Here is a 17120-nt window from a genome sequence, read left to right as displayed (position 1 = left end):
ACATTCTACCCGTGCCGGCCGCGCAGATGAGATCGACGCGTTAGAATAGAGCTTCACGCAGGCACCCATGTCAATGTCCTCATTCGCGCCGCCTTTAGCAATTTGTGGGGTCGTCAGCAGCTTCTTGACAACATCGATCAAGTACACGCGCGTATTGCCGCGCTGCCTTGCCGGCCATGCTAACCTCGGGCCTGCCGCAACTGGGGACATTAACTGCTGGTGAAGTCTGATTAGCTCAGGGTTGCAACACGACGCGGAACACTATTCATATTGCTTGACGAATGGACTGCCGGGGAAACGCATTTTATGGACAAGCGCTCTTTGACGGAACGCGATATCTGCACGAAGTTCATCCTGCCTGCCGTCAAGCACGCCGGTTGGGACACGATGCTGCAGGTCCGCGAGGAGGTGTTCTTCACCAAGGGGCGCATCACCGTGCGCGGCAAACTCGTCGCCCGAGGAACCGCGAAGAAAGCGGACGTCGTTCTCTACTACAAGCCCAACATCCCAATTGCCCTTATCGAGGCGAAGGATAATAAGCACGCGGTCGGCGACGGGCTGCAACAGGGACTGGACTATGCGGAAACGCTGGCTATCCCCTTCGTATTTTCCTCAAATGGCGATGGCTTTGTCTTTCACGATCGCACGGGCCTACGCGGACAGAAGGAAGAAAATCTCCTGCTCGACCAGTTTCCGTCACCGGAAGAGCTGTGGCGTCTTTACAGCGCATGGAAGGGACTGGACAGTTCCGCAGAAGCGCTGGTCCTGCAGGATTATTACGACGATGGCAGCGGCAAGGCCCCGCGTTACTATCAGGTCAACGCGATCAATGCGGCAATCGAGGCCATCGCCAAGGGGCAGGATCGCGTACTGCTGGTCATGGCGACGGGGACGGGCAAGACCTACACGGCTTTCCAGATCATCTGGCGTCTCTGGAAAGCCGGCCGCAAGAAGCGCATCCTCTTTCTGGCGGACCGAAACGTGCTGATCGATCAGACCATGGTCAACGACTTCCGTCCCTTCGGCGGCGCGATGGCAAAGCTCTCCACCAAGTCGAAGGTCATCGAGCGTTCGGATGGCAACGAGATCGATCTTGCCTTGGCGCTCGACAAAAAGCGCCGGATCGATACCTCCTTTGAAATCTACCTCGGACTTTATCAGGCCATCACCGGCCCGGAGGAGCGGCAGAAGCTGTTCCGCGAGTTCTCGCCAGATTTCTTCGATCTGATCGTTATCGACGAATGCCACCGCGGCAGTGCTGCTGAAGATTCCGCCTGGCGCGAAATTCTCGAATACTTCTCGTCCGCCAGCCAGATCGGCCTGACGGCAACGCCAAAGGAAACGGAATACGTCTCCAATACCGCTTATTTCGGCGAGCCGGTTTTCACCTACTCGCTGAAGCAGGGCATCAGCGACGGTTTTCTTGCCCCGTATAAGGTCATCAAGGTCCATATAGACCGCGATGTCGAAGGCTATCGGCCGGAAAAAGGGCAGCTTGATCGCGATGGCGAAGAGGTCGAGGACCGCATCTACAATGCCAAGGATTTCGATCGGACGCTGGTGCTGGACGATCGCACGAAGCTGGTCGCCGCCAAGGTCACGGAGTTCCTGAAGGAAAGCGGCGACCGCTATCAGAAGGCCATCGTCTTCTGCGTAGACGAGGAGCATGCTGCGCGCATGCGCCAGGCGTTGATCAACGACAACAAGGACCTCTGCGACGAGAACGCCCGTTACGTGATGCGCATCACGGGAAGCGATACGATTGGCCAGGCGCAGATCGGCAATTTCATCGATCCGGAATCCAGGTACCCTGTGATGGTCACGACATCGCGCCTGCTGTCCACCGGTGTCGATGCCCAGACCTGCCGACTGATTGTGCTGGATCGCCCTGTCGGCTCGATGACCGAGTTCAAGCAGATCGTCGGCCGTGGTACGCGCGTGCATGAGGATACGCAGAAATTCTATTTCACCCTCATGGATTTCCGCGGCGCGACCAGCCATTTCGCCGATCCCGAATTCGATGGCGATCCTGTGCAGATTTACGAACCGGGCGAGGCCGATCCCATCACCCCGCCGGATACGGGTACGCAGACCACGGACTTCGAAGACGGAGATCAGGACGACTACACCACAGAGCCGCCGACCGCTGGAGGCGAGGAGGTGACTTTTCCACCCGGTGACGGCGACCGCCAGAAGAAGGTCTATGTCGATGGCATCAGCGCCCGCGTCATCGCGGAGCGCGTCGAATATTTGGATGCCAACGGCAAACTGGTGACAGAAAGCCTGCGCGATTTCACCAAGGCGGCACTGCTCAGGCATTTCGCCAGCCTGGATGATTTCCTGAGGCGCTGGAAGTCGGAAGAGCGGAAGGATGCGTTGGTGAAGGAGCTGGCGGCTGAAGGCCTACCGCTGGACATGATCGCACGGGAACTCGGCATCGACCTCGATCCATTCGATCTCGTCTGCCATATCGCCTTCGACCGCAAGCCGCTGACGCGCCAGGAGCGGGCCGACAATGTGAAGAAACGCGACGTCTTCGGCCGGTATGAAGGCAAGGCGCGTGCGGTTCTTGATGCTTTGCTGACTAAATATGCGGACGACGGCGTCTTCTCACTTGATCGAACTGAGGTTCTCCGTGTTCCTCCGATCAACTCTCTTGGTACACCCGTAGAACTGGTGAAGGCCTTTGGGGGCAGGGATGAGTTCCGCCGAGCCGTGTTAGCAATGTCGGAGGCTCTGTACGAGGGGGCTGCCTAGATATGGAGATAATCGCAAAGGAGAGGCTTTTTAGCTTTACTGATGCGGGACGTCTTGCCAGCAGAACCTGCCTTTCCATTAGGAAAGACCAAGGTTGTAGGGTCAAGAGCTATCTCGATTTAGCGACCAAGGTCGCGAAACTGCAATATAAAAACCCCAACTACGTGATGCTATTTAGGGGACAACCCGATGACTATCGGCGTAGAAGCAGGGACAATCCAAACTCGGACTTTTCTACTCTCAAGCCGAACTTGTTTCGCGGAAGTCCAGCACCCTCAGCAACCAGGCTCCAGCGGAGATTTGATCGACTCGCAGTTGCGGAGAATCATCTCGTTGTTGAATTCGAACGAGTCCGATTCCCAGATTTAGAGCGGCTGCAGCGGCATCGGATTCTTCGGTGGTCGATCTTGCAACACTATGAGGTGTGCAGGACCCCTCTTTTGGATGTCACTCACTCTCTCCGAATCGCGGCGTCGTTCGCAACACACGAGGCACGGGGAGAAGCCTACTTATTTGTGCTTGGGGTGCCAAATATCAGTGGTGCGATAACGGCTAGCGCAGAAGCTGGATTACAAATTATCAGGCTAGCAAGTGTTTGCCCGCCCGCAGCTGTTCGGCCACATATTCAAGAGGGCTACCTTCTTGGTGAGTATCCCGATATGGGCGCTTACCATCAGAAACAGTTCTATCCTCATCACGAGATCGATTTCGGCCGACGAGTAGCGGCGAAGTTTAGATTTGATCCTGACGAGTTTTGGAGAAATACCGAGTTTCCGCTTATCGGGAAGGACGCTCTCTATCCCAACCGCAATGATCGGATGTATCAACTCGCCGAATCGATCGCGGCCCGTTTAACAAATGAAGATTGAATGCCATGTCAGTCCGTAACACCGTCAAGTCCATCCAGGATATCATGCGCCAGGATGCCGGCGTCGATGGCGATGCCCAGCGCATCAGCCAACTCTGCTGGATGTTTTTCCTCAAGATCATGGATGATCAGGACCAGGAACTGGAGCTGACCCATGACAATTACGTCTCGCCGATCCCGGAAAGATTGCAGTGGCGCAACTGGGCGGCAGACCCGGAAGGAATCACGGGCGAGGCCCTGCTCAACTTCATCAACGGAGAGCTGTTCCCGGCGCTGAAGACGGTGCCGGTCTCGGCGCAGCTGGGGGACCGCCGCCGTGTGGTGCGCGATTTGTTCGAGGATGCCTATAACTACATGAAGTCCGGCCAGTTGATCCGTCAGGTGGTCAACAGGATCAGCGACGTCGATTTTAACAGCCTGACGGAGCGCCAGCACTTTGGTGAAATCTACGAACAGATTTTGAACAACCTGCAATCAGCCGGCAATGCGGGCGAATATTACACCCCGCGTGCCCTCACATCCTTCATGGTGGAACGGATCAATCCCAAGCCCGGCGAAACGCTGTTCGATCCCGCCTGCGGCACGGGCGGGTTCCTGACCTGCGCAATCCGCCATATGGAAAAGAACCATGTGCGCACGCCAGACCAGCGGGAAAAGATGCAAGGCGGCTTGCGTGCCGTGGAAAAGAAGCCGCTGCCGCATATGCTCTGTGTGACGAACATGCTGCTGCACGGCATCGAGGACCCGAGCTTTGTACGCCACGACAACACGCTGGCCCGCCCGCTGATTTCCTGGGGCAAGGATGAACGCGTCGATATCGTGCTCACCAACCCGCCCTTTGGCGGGCGTGAGGAAGACGGCATCGAAAACAACTTTCCGACCTTCCGCACCAAGGAAACGGCAGACCTGTTTCTGGCGCTGATCGTGCGCCTGCTGAAGGACGGCGGCCGTGCTGCCGTGGTCCTGCCAGATGGCTCGTTGTTTGGCGAAGGCATCAAAATGCGGTTGAAGGAGCATCTGCTGGAGGAATGCAACCTCCACACCATCGTGCGCCTGCCCAACTCCGTCTTCAAGCCCTATGCCTCGATCGGTACCAACCTGCTGTTTTTCGAAAAGGGCACGCCGACCAGGGACATCTGGTACTGGGAACATCGGGTGCCGGAGGGCCAGAAGGCCTATTCCATGACGAAGCCCATCCGGCAGGAGCACCTGCAAGATTGCGTAGACTGGTGGGGCGGCAAGGAACGCAAGGGCCGCGAGGAAGGTCCGCAGGCCTGGCGCGTCAGCCTTGAGGATGTGAAGGCGCGCGGTTACAATCTGGATTTCAAGAACCCGCATACGGTGGCCCATGACCATGACGACCCGGAAGCCTTGCTGGAAGACTTGGTCACCGTCGAAACCAATGCGGCCCGCCTGCGCGACCGGCTGAAATCCATTCTGGCAGAGGCGCTTTCCCGATGAATGCCGGAATTCTAAATGCGCTCTCTGCGGCGATTAGCGATGATCCATCGCATGTACTGCAACTCCGGAAAATCGTGGTGGCACTCGCGATTTCCGGACGACTGAAGCAGTCAGATAAATTGATTAGTCCTGATGACCTTCGAGCGATGCTCAAAGGCGCAAAATCACGGCTGGTCGCCCAGCGAATTCTTCCCAAGCAAAAACCGTGGCTGCCGATCACGGACGAACAAATGCCAGAAGAGTTTTCCGATCCTTCTTTGTTCATTTCACTGGGACAAGTCGCCCGAGTTGAAAAAGGTAAAACAGGTATACAGCAGGCTAAGCCCGGGGATTATCCGCTTGTCGTGACCGCTGCGGAGAGACTTACTGCGGACCATTACGATTTCGACAGTGCTGCGGCGATTGTCCCATTGGTTTCATCGACGGGGCACGGAAACGCCAGTATCAATCGCCTTCACTACCAAGAGGGGCCGTTCGCGCTCGGAACAATCCTTGCCGCCGTTTTGCCTCACGATCCAGCTCTTTTTTCCGCGCGATTTCTGTTCGAGTATCTATCCGCGTTCAAGGACGAGCTTCTTGTCTCCAGAATGTCGGGAACAGCGAACGTCACCCTTACTCTAGGCCGCATAGAAGCGGTTCCGATCCCCTTGGTGCCTCCCTTAGTTCAGCGGCAGGTCGATGAACTGATGGCGCTGTGCGACCAGCTGGAAACGGCGCGAACAGAGCGGGAGACGAAGCGGGACCGACTGGCGACGGCAAGCCTCGCCCGCCTCAATAGCCCAGACCCGGAAACATTCCGCGACGACGCCCGCTTCGCCCTGGATGCCCTGCCGGCGCTCACCGCCCGGCCGGACCAGATCAAGCAGGTGCGCCAAACCATCCTCAACCTTGCCGTTCGCGGGAAGCTTGTACCGCAGGACCCGGCGGATGAGCCGGCGGAGGAGCTGTTGAAGCGGATTGCGGAGGAAAGGGCGGCGCGCTCGAGAGTGGGAACTATACCAAAGCCAAAGATCACAAGCAGAGATGTCAATCGGTTCTCTGAGGGACTTCCGATCGGCTGGTCTCCTGTCGGGCTCGGAGATGTTTGTGATCTTGTTACGAGCGGCTCACGCGGGTGGGCTGAATACTATGCCGATTCAGGCCCCGGGTTTGTAAGGGCGCAGAACATTCGTTTTGGACGCATGCGCCTCGACGATCTCGCCTTTGTGAAACCGCCATCGAATTCTGAAGGCAGTCGCACTCAGGTTTACAAGAACGATTTGCTGATCGTTATCACGGGCGCAGGCGTCACAAACCCGGCGCTACTTGAACGAGACTTAGGGGAGGCATATGTCAGCCAGCACGTTGGCCTTGCTCGACCCAGCGATTCAAGCCTCTCTCCTTGGCTGCTTCTCTGCCTGATGGCAGATGCAGGGGGCCGCGGCGAACTTATCGAGTGTGCTTACGGAGCGGGCAAACCAGGACTTAATCTGGACAACATAAGGTCTCTTTCGGTTCCCCTTCCACCGTTCGCCGAACAACAGCGCATCGTTGCCAAGGTCGATGAACTCATGGCCCTATGCGACCAGCTGGAGGCCAGCCTGACGGGTGCCGACGAGACCCGCAGTAAGCTGCTCGACGCGCTCCTGGCCGAAGCTCTCGCGCCGGTGGATGCCGTTGCTCTTCAGGCGGCGGCAGAATGAGTGTGCCAACAACGACCGCTGAGCAAATCCTCCTCGCCAGATTTGGAGCGCCGACAAAGACGCCTACGGAGTATGTGATCGGTTTCAAGACGCCGCTGGGCCGGGTTCTGGCCCTTCATCGCACGCTTGCGGAGTTGACCCTATGGTTTGAGCCGCCGGCACCGCCTGAGATGGACGGGGTCCGGCTGATCGATTACGCCAAGAACTCAAACCTCAACGGCCCTCTCACACCGCTATCAGCTCCATCCACCTTGCGCGTCGAGATCACGACGGAGGGTGCGCTTCAGAACTTCCAGCACCTCCCACTCAGAGTTTGATTTTTGGGTGGTCGATCCGCGGACGTGGTATAGGGATAGGCATAAGGATGTCTTCTATGTTTGGGTTGCGAAGAGTTCTTTCGAGCCTTCGTGCCGCCTTTTCCAGGTCTTTTCCTTTCTTCTCTACTCCGCCACCTTCCGCTTAAATTCCTTCTCCGCGGCTTTTCCAAAGTACTTGCCCGGGTCCTTGACCGCATCTCCATTGAACAACCCATTCAGAAGCTCAATCAGATCTTCGATCTGACCAACCAGCTTTTCCTGCTGATTCGATAATTCCCCGACGGCGTTAGTGGGAAATCCGCTGTTCACGGGCTTGATGTCGCCGCTTTGATGGAGCTTTGCCACGAATACGCAGTCCCAAAACATCGTCTGACGATGCGCCATCTCCTGGTCGGTTCTCTCCCAGGTCCACTGGTGCCGTGGCTGCTGGGGTTTCTGTTGGTCATCCTTCACTGAGCGGCATTTCATCGAGGATGATATCCAACATCTTATCTGTCGCACCGTGGGCGACGTACCCGAGAAAGGCGTTGAGCCGTTCCTTTTCCGCCACGTTTTTTGCGGCCAAGCGCAGCGCGGGTCCATCCGACGCTCCGTACTTCACAAGCATGTATGCGGCGACACCTACGTTATTCCGTGCGAAACCCCGATCGTTAACCTGCGCATTCAACTGTGCTATCGCCGACTCCATACCGGAAGACGCCGGGGCCAGCGTAGCCGCCCGTTCAGCTTCGTCTCGATCATTGCAGATAGTTTTGCCAATTGGTCCAATAGCTTCTTCACCAAATTGTTCAGCTGCGCAAAACCTGGAGCAATAGCTTCCTTGACCGGAAGTTTGTCGTACCTCTTCTCGACTTCGTCATGCGCCCTTCTTAGTTCTGAAAAGGCCTGGCTGGGTTGAAACGGTGTTCCACATAGGAAGTTCGGGCGACCTAATATTGCCGCGGTTCTGTCGAGTAAGGGGCAATCGATGGGCTTGAAGGCACAGCGCGTGTCTATGCAATATGCCGGGTGGACCCTCAATCAGACAGACGAGTAGGTTGTCTCCGTCGTTCTCGTCATCGCCTGCTGGTGGAAACATTAGCACATCCTGACGTATATTGCATCTTTCGCGAGTGCCAGTTGATAGAAGAACGGAAGGCGAGCATATTCCCCGCCATCGGTCTCGACGAGATTTCCAGAGATCGATAAAATGCGACCGATTATTTCAACCTTTGCTTCCGATCCCCCGCGAACAAGGCCGGTCTGATTTGGCCACGGAGTAGTCTTTGATGACTTCGACAGCGACACGAATAGGCATACGGGTTTCCCGGTAGATCGTTCGCTGAGTCGACTCGGCGATCGCCGAGGTCACCCCCGTATGTCGTGTTCAACAAGGTGGCGGATCATGGATCGCAACTCTCCTCGCATTCCTACGCACGAAGCATTTGACACCCTCGTCAGCATAGACACAGCGCGATAGCGCGCGCACCGTCTTCCCGACGGCCCTCCTGAACATTTCGATCAATGTTTCCCGCGGCCGCACGGCGGTCAGCGAAGGGAGAACTGTGTCATGCGTATCCCCCCGTTACGCGTTCCACGAACCCATCGTGCCAGTCGAAATCCACCAAGCCATCGAGCTTGGGGTAGCGTCGGCGACCGTCCAAGCGCTCTTGGCCTCGTGAAGGAGGGCTGTGCATGTCAGGCCTGACCTCCGAACGGATTGACGCGCGCGAGAGCTATATCTTCCAAGGAAGGCCCGCGAGCCATTCAGCCATGTAAATGGGCTCTTGGCTCGAGAACGCGTAGTTCAAATGATCAGTGGATGCGTTCCCGACGCGCATCCTGGCCGTCACCCATTGACGAAATAATACCCGTCAATCTTCTTCTCCCTGACGGCCCCGAACAGGTTGTTCGTCGCCAGATGAGCCTCCAGCTCGGGATCGTGTTCCCATGCTTCCTCGATCAGGCACCAGTCGAGATGCAGGAAGTCGCCGTCCTTCGACACCAGGACACCGACGCCCCTCGCGGCTCTGCTCAGGTATTTCGCGACCGCCGTCAGGTTCTGGAGGCCAGTTCTTCTCGCCTGCTCACCCTCGGGTCCTGTCGTCGGCTTTCCGGGAAAGAACGGCGAGAACATGAAGCTACAGTCCGTCGGCGGGAACTGGAACCTGTAGGGACGCTCGAACTGGTCGTTCCTGGCCTGGGAGATGGCCAGGTCCAGCCTCTCCTTCGCCGCCCTCCAGCCCGACCGAGGCAGCTTCGCGAATTCGAGCATGATGCGGGAGTGGTCTCCGCTAGCGGCAGGGGTCTGGATGTGGTCGGCGAGGCGGTTCATGATCGGGGACAGGTCAGTTTGGTCGGCATCGTCGAACAGGCGATCGAGCGCCTCGTGCGATGACGGCGACGGAAGTGTCTCGTCGGACATATAGCCTGCGAGGACGTCGCCCTCGACAACCAAAGTCTCGTTCTCCGCGAGCGTCAGGAGCGCCTTCTGACGGTATTCCAGGTATTTCCGGATTTCGTACGGAACCGCCAACGTCTTGACGACCAGACTGTAGTCGCTCCGATCAAAAACATGGATGAAGCCCGCCGTCTCGCTAACGTGATAGCGGACAGACTTGCAGTCTGCGGGCAACGAAGGTCCGGCGGCGTAAAGGACGATCTTCTCGAGGTAGCGGATATCAGCGCCGCGAACCTCGTATCGCTGACCGCGGCCGTTGGTGATCGAAATGCTGTCATGGTCCCGCAGGAAGCCGATGGAATCCTTGATCTGGCTGATGGCCTTGCGGAGAACCTTGCTCTTGAACCAGCGCTTTTCGATCTCGGGATCGTCGGATGGCCGCTCGCGCTCCTTCATCTGGATCACGAATGCGGTCTCTCCGAGCCAGACGAAGTTGTCGGCCAACTCCACTTCCTCACCTGGCCGCGGCGAGAACTGGTTTTGTGAGAACGTGAACTCCTTCCAGAATGTGGAGCCATTCAGTTGAGCCGTGAATTCCTCGAGGGTCATGGAGTGCCTTATGCCAGAGACTGGTCGCCAGCATATAGGTTGGTCAGCGGTCGTGCTCAACCGCAGTCCACTGCTTTAGGGATGACCTGACTCGTCATCTCTTCCTGAATCCGAGCTTTCACGACCTGCCGGTGCGTCACGTTGCCGGAATTTGGCCTGGGCCACCGCACCTTCTTAGTAAAAACTCGGTTCCTGACAGTCGTTGATCTTTTCGCCTTGCTTCTCTTCTCGGTCTTCATCAATTCCATCCCTCGGTTTCCCATCAGCTTGATGCGCTTTGCTTTACATCCTGGAATCATCGCGGCTGCACGGGGGCCGAACTGTCGGTTCGATAAAGTATGCCATGGGTACGCTCGATAGATGATGTTCAGAACTCGACGTCAGCAGTAGCCGGTTGATCGTATTGTCTTGAACGCCACCAATCGGAAGGAGACACGCTATCCTAGCTTCGTTCGAAGGCATTCCCCGCTTCCTGATCAACTTCTGCGCCGCGGAATGAGTTCGTACGAACCGCGTGGCGATGCTGGCCTCGAGATTGGGTTTACGCCGGAAGCCTGGATCGGTGAATTTCGTGAGGTATCTGAAGCCTTCCGCCATCAGCGCCGAGTAGGGTGCAAAGAGCCGATCCGCTGCCAGCTCCCGGATATCCGAGATGTCCGTTAAGAAGGCAAAAGCATCCCGCTCGATGTTGGCGGCAAGAGCCGGCAGTCCCTGATCGCTGCTTCGTGCCTTCCTGAGAATGGCGTACTGGACATCGCGCCATCGGATGGCGCTGTCCGTTATGATTGCCGCGCCCGTAGCCTGTGCCAGATACATCGACATCTCGAAATTCGGTGCGAGCCTGACGAGATTGACGTCTCCGTTTTTTTTGCCCGGCTCGAGATGACTGTGAAGAACCGCCAGCGGGTCGGCTTCACGCAAGTTGGTAAGGCTGCCGAGAGCTTCCTCGACACCGATGCTCTCACCTTGCGTGGAGGCCATTGAGAAATGTCTCCGCAGGACATCGCGTGGAAGAGACATGATGCTACGTTGGGCGTCGGCCCTCATCAGTGCCTCGATGCGTGCATCCTTGGGAGTGCTCATGCCAGCCGCTCTGAACGTCGCCATTTCCATCATCTGGAGACGAAGATGGCGATCAAAGTAGCAGAGGTCGGGGACAAGGTTGACCAGTCCCGCCTGTACGAATGGCATCACCTTCATCATGAACACGATCGTCTTGATGAATTCCTGCCGATACAGTCCAGGGTTTTCGACCGGACTAAATTCCTTTTTCATGGTCCCGGCGTGCAGAAACGGATGCTCGATGATCAGCTCGCCGAAGTACAGGCACGCTCCTAGTGCATGATCTGCGATTGCAGAGGGGTGGATCGATCCCGTGTAGACAGCACGAGCGACGCCATCGGGCTTCGGCAGAAGCTGGAGCATGTCCGTCTCGAGCGGCCACAATCCATCGAAGAGGCGGTAGACTTCGCTGATCTTTTCGTCCGTCAGGTCGCGTCGGACTTGAACCCAATCCTCTTTTTCCTCGAACGCGAGAATTTTGACGATGCCACGGAACAGCATGAGGTTGCGTTCGCGGATACTCATTAAGCCCCACGCGGGTCGCAAGGCCAGTGGCTTTGGATTGCAGCACTCTCTGAACGGCAGCCCCGATCCGCAACCGCAGTCGTCGCGGGGCCGCAGAGGGTTCACGGATGCTGGTTTCGACAGGAACTCGCGCTGCGCTTCGGTTCTGCCGAACTCGTCCTGGTAGTGGACGTAGCCGCTATCGAATCCGGCAAACATTTCTCCTCCGAAAAGCCAGTGCCCGTCCTCGGGAGGCCGCAGCGTGTTTCGTAAGTCTGCCCACGGTACGGCAACAAGCTTTTCGGGATAGAGCCACTCTTCACGACCTGCGGCGATATAGCGACGTGCTCGGGCTTTCAGAATGAAATTGATTTTGGCGACTTCCTGGTCCGACAGTTTGCGAGTGCGGATGAAGGCGTCTGTTCGAACCATCGACTGCCGATAATTTCTCGCGAATGTCCTTTTTTCAAGCGCTCGGGCCTCCGGGTCACGAGCATATTCGAGGTTCGTCAAAATAAGACAGAAGTCGCGGTTCAGCGGGAAAATTGTTTGTGAGCCCTTCAGGGCAATGGATGGGTCAAACGGGTATCGGCATCCTTTCGCAACGGGTGGCACAGCGTGGTTGTAAATCGTCACTGGATGGTCGCTGACCAGGAACTTGATGCCCGCATCCTCGGCGGAAACGATTTCCCTGACGCCTTCGGTCCATACCGTGCAGTGCATCATCCGGATGCCCTGCATCTCCATCATTAGTTCGTTTTGTGAGAGCATTGGATACTGGGCGCGAAGCCAGTCAAGACCTTTTGGAGTCCTGACCTTCTGGATGTCGATATATTCGAAAAAGGTCTCGAAGTGTCGGTGCTGTTCGCTGACATCGGTGTCGGTGAACGCTCTGACCGCAACCGACCCCCTAGTGTCGATGTCGCCGAACAGTTGGCGTTCGATCTCATCGTTCACGGACGTACCGAAGAACGTCGAGTAGAGGTCCAGTTGGCGGAACGCCCTCGAGGTAGGAGCTTGGAACCTCGAGTTCTTTTCGACCTTCCGTCCGTTCGCCAGGACCTCTTGCGGCGGCGTCATGTCGAGATAGGCAAGCGTGTTCTTACCCGACTCGAAGAAGCGTTCCTGATACCACTGAGGTACGTAGTGGTTATTGCGTGTAATGGACATTGCCCTGAATGCTACTCCGAAAAACCGCCACTCGCCGACAAAACTCAACGCGATCCCCAGCAATTTGCGCCTATGGCAGTCGCCCCTCCGGACACCGATTGCTTTCGATCTGAAAGACGTCTAGCTTCCCATCAGTCGTGAGGCGGACCACACGGCTAAGAAAATGAGGCAGCCTAAACTGCCCGAAGAAGCTCCAAGTGGTATTCAAGCCACCCGCCACCAAAATCCCTGTGGAACCTGAAGACGCGTCGCATACGGCGCACCATGACGTATGGAGCCTTCTAATGAAATACTCGTTCGTAGACGTTCGTTCGTCTCCTGAAAAGACCTCGCCATGTGTGAGGAGCGCCATAGATGGCGCATACGCAAAATTACTGCACATCGACTGTAACAAACCTCGCTTCCCATCTCCTTATGATTGTCGAGGTCGCCACAGCGGCGGCCAACAAAAAGGAGACACGTCTTGAATACCGATTCTCCCGAAAATAACGAACTCGCCGAAGTCGATGGCGTAGAACCGATCGAAACTGATATCCAGGCTGCCGCCGATGTCGCGACCTGGGGCGACAGCGCTCCTCGCGGCGGACGAGCCGTCATGAACCGCGTGCTGAAGGATGGGGCGAAAGTACCGATGTTTTTCGGCCAGACCCTCATTCGCAGTCTCCGAGATCAGGGCTATTCATCCACGACGTCAGCGCTTTGCGAAATCATCGACAACTCTATTCAGTGGGGAGCGAGCAACGTTCGCGTATTCTTTCGCCAGGCCGGCGGAAAGGGCGATTACAATATTGACGTCGCCGTCCTCGATGACGGGAAGGGGATGAGCCCGAATGTTCTCAAGCTCGCGATGTCTTTCGGCGGTTCCTTGAATTACGAAAAGCGAACTGGGATCGGGCGTTACGGCATGGGTATGAAGACCGCCGCGCTTAGCATGGCACCATCCTTCGACGTCTATAGCTGGGAAAGTGAGAACGACATCTACCGGCTGACGCTGGACGTCGATGAAGTCGGAAAATCCCGACTTAACATGATCGAGATGGAGGACCCGGAGGCGGTCGATGATCTTCCCACTGAGGTTGCTTCGATTCTCTGCAAGCCCATGATTTGGCCTAACCGAGATGATCAGCAGCTTGTGGCTCATACTGAGGAGGAGGTTTTCGAAGCTTTGGGCAATTCGGGGACCCTCGTTTACGTTCCTGATTGCGATCGTGTCGATGCTCGGAAGGCACGAACCTTGGCCGAACGGGCGATGAAAGACATTGGTCGCATTTACCGAAGGTTCATCGACAATGGCCTGAAAATCTGGGTGAACAACAAGGTCGTGGAGTCATTTGACCCGACCTATTGGTCTCAGAATTCTCGCCACGTTCAGATTGATGGCCTTACGGAAACGAAATCGCGCCTTGTCGTGGCCAAGACCGTTGCTATCGAGCGATTTCCAGGTGGTGAAAAGGGTAATCTCAGCATCCGGCTCTACGAGCTGCCCATCGAAGACTGGAGCCAGCTTCCGCGGTCGGTACGCAAGAACTCGCTTCGACTCTATGATGATCACAACGTGACCATTCTCCGCAACGACCGCGAGATGTTCGCCGGCGTAATGACGGAGATTGCGCGGCGGCATGGCGACTTGAACTGGTTCAGGGTCCAGATCGACTTCTCTGGTGACTTGGACGAAGCAATGGGCCTGTCGTCCAACAAGCAGGGCGTTCGTCCGAAACCCTACGTCCTTGACGAAATTTCGAAGGCCATCGGAAACGAAGTCGGCGCGGTGAGAGATCGTATCCGCAGGTTTCAGAACACGAACGCCGCTGCCAATAATCGAAGCGGCGTCTCTGCGGCGGAGCGAAAAGCTAACGAGGCTGAGGAGGTTCAGTCTGACCGATTCGAAGTTCCCAACCCGGTAACTGAAGACGAGCGTGCCGCCCTGCAAATCCAGATTCGAGAACTTGCGGCGTCGGTTCGCCGTGAGGGTGAGTCCGAAGAGGCATCAATCGCGCGCGTCGAAGGATCGACATACCTGACGAAGTATACCCATGATCCGTTTTGGCCGTTCTACCACGTAGAATACAAAGCTGCTCGGGTAATCTTGACGATCAACACGGCGCATCCCTTTTACGATCGTGTGTACAAACCTCTGTCGGAAGCCGCGATCGCTGCCACTCCCGAGAGCGAAGGCGACGAAGACGCATCGGCATTTTCCGGCGCAAGTGACGTGATGGTCGGACTGCAATTGCTTCTGTTCTCGTTGGCTCGAACACAATCCTTAATGGGGCGGAGCGACCCCGAGCGCACAAAGTTGTTCGACAAAATGCGCAGGGAATGGTCGGAAGCATTCGCAACACAACTTGAAAGCTGATATTAAGGGCTGTTCGGCTCCGAGATGGTCTTGAAGGCATAGCGTCCTTCAAAGCCGTCCTTCTCGGGTCCGGGCTTATTCGAAGATCGCCACAGCGGCGGTTCACAAAGGAGACATAGAATGGACGAAGACGTTCAATGGGCGGAGTACGCCCGCATCCAGGCGGCAGCGAGCCGAGCAACATCAATTAATCGTTCCGATGCATACGACGTGCGGCTTGATCGCATCGTCGACACCGTCGGCGACGCCGAAGACGTTGAGCGTGCCGTGAGGTCGGCGGCCCGCAAGGAACGCGATCGGCAGCTCGCTCGTGTGCTGACTCCGCAGGCGTTTGAACCAGGGGATGTGCCCGATCCGGAGCAGGCGCTGATCTGGAGAGACGCTTGGACTGCTTTTTGTACGGGAATTCCGGCCGGAGACCGGCTTGTCTTAATAGGGAGGGAAACGACCGTAAGACAGCGTCCGACGACGGGAGCGGAACGGACGCGGCTTTCGAGAATCCGCTCATCGAACGCTTATCGGAAGGTTCGTGCCGACACCTTCCCACGTATTTGAGATCGAAGTTGCAGGTGTTGCCGGTCGCACCGGCGACACCTGCAACTAAAGCACCGGTTTCGCCCCTAGCGCCGGTGCTCCGCCTGATATGCTATCTCAGCGACGACTTTTGTCGCGTTACCACGGCCACCGTATCGACCGATATATTCACCCTTGTCGTCCGGCGACGGCCTGTCTACCCGGAAAAGCTCCCATTTTTTATCGGCTGTCGGCGAAAGCCGGTAGGTACGTCCGTTGGTTCGACAATAAACGTGAGGCGCTCCTCGCAACTGGGTCCATTTACAATCCGCTCCAGCCATCAATCTAGCTTCGGCGGCGTCCTGCTCTTCAAGGCGCGCCTGCTTGTAGCGCTGCTCGCACTCAACGCGTAAACGCTCCTCCTCTAAAACGAAATCGGCGATACGGCCGATAATTGCCGGCAGCTCTGTTCCAAGCGCGGTTTCTTCATTGTAGATCGCCAGACATCCCTCACGTAGGTCATCGTTTGGGTACGAAGTATAAGGTTCTTCTTCGATGGCCTTCATCCGTTGCGCAACGTCCGTGGAAGTGAGCTTCGGACCGGAAAAGAGATTCAGATAGTCCCTGAGTCTGTCAGTTGGAATCCAACATCCGACGGCCGATTTTATGAGGACCTCGCGTTCTCCCTCCCACTTCTGCCAAATTCCGGTGCCGCGATCGATTTTCTTCAGAATCCGACGCGAGATCGAAAGTATTGCAGCTGGGTCCCGAATGTGCCGCAGCGATGGGCTTGAAACGTGCTCCTTCACCAAATCTCGTACATGCCATATCCGGTCGTCTTCAAGCATTGGTTTTTTCTCTCACTTGGCGAATGGGAACGGGAACGACGCTAACCATGAGTATGTCGGTTTGGCATGGGGGCTCACGGCGACTTCTTTGGCGAGGCGTCTGACATCGCGGTCAATCAAAGCCGAAAACTAGCTCCCCAGCTCTCCAGCGGCCAATGATCATCTGTCCCAGGCCCAATTCGGAAATGAAAATCCTTTAGCAATTTTTCTCTGCACAGCCAGCAGGTCTCGGTGAACTGCTGCCGCGTGACTTCGAAGCTGACATTCACAGACGGAATTTCATCGGATTTAAACATAAGGCCAGCTTCGACTCTTTCGGGTGTTAACGGCGTTCGGACCCAGAAGGAGACCGCTGCTGGCCACTGGAACTTGCTGATCGGCGAAATGACCACCGCTCCGAGGATCAAGTAGGTAAACTCTACGACCATGATGGGCGGACCCGGCTGTATGTGCTGACCGATGTTGCCTGAGGGGGGACCAGCGAACTCCCCATGCCAGTCACCGACCTCGATCTCCGGCAGGGCGAATGCGCGGCGCGGCTTCTGCTTCCCTCGTGGCATGATACCTCCTCGCGCGAGCGCGCCAGCCGACCA

At 56.7% G+C, this 17120-nt stretch carries 13 protein-coding genes and 1 pseudogene; 8 read left to right on the top strand and 6 right to left on the bottom strand.

Translation table 11 applies throughout. The features are described 5' to 3' along the window. Positions 1–306: 306 nt before the first annotated feature. The 6 genes and pseudogenes from hsdR to RGR602_RS11670 all read left to right on the top strand — a co-directional run bounded on the left by hsdR (position 307) and on the right by RGR602_RS11670 (position 7085). Positions 307–2757 carry an EcoAI/FtnUII family type I restriction enzme subunit R gene (hsdR, locus tag RGR602_RS11690; RefSeq protein ID WP_039845243.1) on the top strand — a complete coding sequence of 817 codons (2451 nt, stop codon included), beginning with the start codon at positions 307–309 and terminating at the stop codon, positions 2755–2757. 2 nt (positions 2758–2759) lie between these two features. Continuing rightward, positions 2760–3194 (top strand): annotated as a pseudogene (locus RGR602_RS39675) (hypothetical protein); the annotation flags it as partial. 3 nt (positions 3195–3197) lie between these two features. Beyond that, complete coding sequence (locus tag RGR602_RS39670) at positions 3198–3626, top strand: hypothetical protein (RefSeq protein WP_246703885.1); 429 nt, start codon at positions 3198–3200, stop codon at positions 3624–3626. Between the two features lie 5 nt (positions 3627–3631). Further along, entirely contained in the window at positions 3632–5086 is a 1455-nt protein-coding gene (locus tag RGR602_RS11680) for an HsdM family class I SAM-dependent methyltransferase (RefSeq protein ID WP_039845241.1), read from the top strand. Continuing rightward, entirely contained in the window at positions 5083–6768 is a 1686-nt protein-coding gene (locus RGR602_RS34855; protein WP_052451541.1) for a restriction endonuclease subunit S, read from the top strand. The genes RGR602_RS11680 and RGR602_RS34855 overlap by 4 nt, the downstream gene beginning before the upstream one ends. After that, positions 6765–7085, top strand: a complete 321-nt coding sequence (locus RGR602_RS11670) for a hypothetical protein (protein ID WP_039845240.1) — start codon at positions 6765–6767, stop codon at positions 7083–7085. The genes RGR602_RS34855 and RGR602_RS11670 overlap by 4 nt, the downstream gene beginning before the upstream one ends. Positions 7086–7208: 123 nt before the next feature. Here the strand turns inward: RGR602_RS11670 and RGR602_RS11665 are convergent, their stop codons facing one another. The 4 genes from RGR602_RS11665 to RGR602_RS11645 all read right to left on the bottom strand — a co-directional run bounded on the left by RGR602_RS11665 (position 7209) and on the right by RGR602_RS11645 (position 12858). After that, positions 7209–7538, bottom strand: coding sequence for a hypothetical protein (locus RGR602_RS11665; protein WP_039845239.1), 330 nt, complete (start codon positions 7536–7538; stop codon positions 7209–7211). Next, positions 7528–7773: a hypothetical protein gene (locus RGR602_RS11660; protein ID WP_039845238.1), complete on the bottom strand. Its 246-nt coding sequence runs from the start codon at positions 7771–7773 to the stop codon at positions 7528–7530. The genes RGR602_RS11665 and RGR602_RS11660 overlap by 11 nt, the downstream gene beginning before the upstream one ends. Positions 7774–8913: 1140 nt before the next feature. After that, positions 8914–10074 carry a hypothetical protein gene (locus RGR602_RS11655; RefSeq protein WP_039845237.1) on the bottom strand — a complete coding sequence of 387 codons (1161 nt, stop codon included), beginning with the start codon at positions 10072–10074 and terminating at the stop codon, positions 8914–8916. Between the two features lie 282 nt (positions 10075–10356). Beyond that, on the bottom strand, positions 10357–12858 hold the full coding sequence (locus RGR602_RS11645) for a DUF4238 domain-containing protein (RefSeq protein WP_203226160.1): 2502 nt from the start codon (positions 12856–12858) through the stop codon (positions 10357–10359). Positions 12859–13405: 547 nt separating this feature from the next. Here RGR602_RS11645 and RGR602_RS11640 point away from each other — a divergent pair. Both RGR602_RS11640 and RGR602_RS11635 read left to right on the top strand, forming a co-directional pair. After that, positions 13406–15166, top strand: coding sequence for an ATP-binding protein (locus RGR602_RS11640; protein WP_203226159.1), 1761 nt, complete (start codon positions 13406–13408; stop codon positions 15164–15166). Positions 15167–15286: 120 nt separating this feature from the next. Beyond that, a complete protein-coding gene (locus RGR602_RS11635; protein WP_039845235.1) occupies positions 15287–15721 on the top strand; it encodes a hypothetical protein in 435 nt (144 codons plus the stop codon). Positions 15722–15786: 65 nt separating this feature from the next. Here the strand turns inward: RGR602_RS11635 and RGR602_RS11630 are convergent, their stop codons facing one another. After that, positions 15787–16527: a hypothetical protein gene (locus RGR602_RS11630; protein ID WP_039845234.1), complete on the bottom strand. Its 741-nt coding sequence runs from the start codon at positions 16525–16527 to the stop codon at positions 15787–15789. A gap of 116 nt (positions 16528–16643) precedes the next feature. Further along, on the bottom strand, positions 16644–17087 hold the full coding sequence (locus tag RGR602_RS11625) for a hypothetical protein (RefSeq protein WP_039845233.1): 444 nt from the start codon (positions 17085–17087) through the stop codon (positions 16644–16646). Positions 17088–17120 lie beyond the last annotated feature (33 nt).

The organism is Rhizobium gallicum bv. gallicum R602sp, from assembly GCF_000816845.1.
Classification (GTDB): Bacteria; Pseudomonadota; Alphaproteobacteria; order Rhizobiales; family Rhizobiaceae; genus Rhizobium; species Rhizobium gallicum.
Note: the sequence above shows the minus strand (reverse complement) of the source record. Positions and strands in the feature narration are given on the sequence as shown.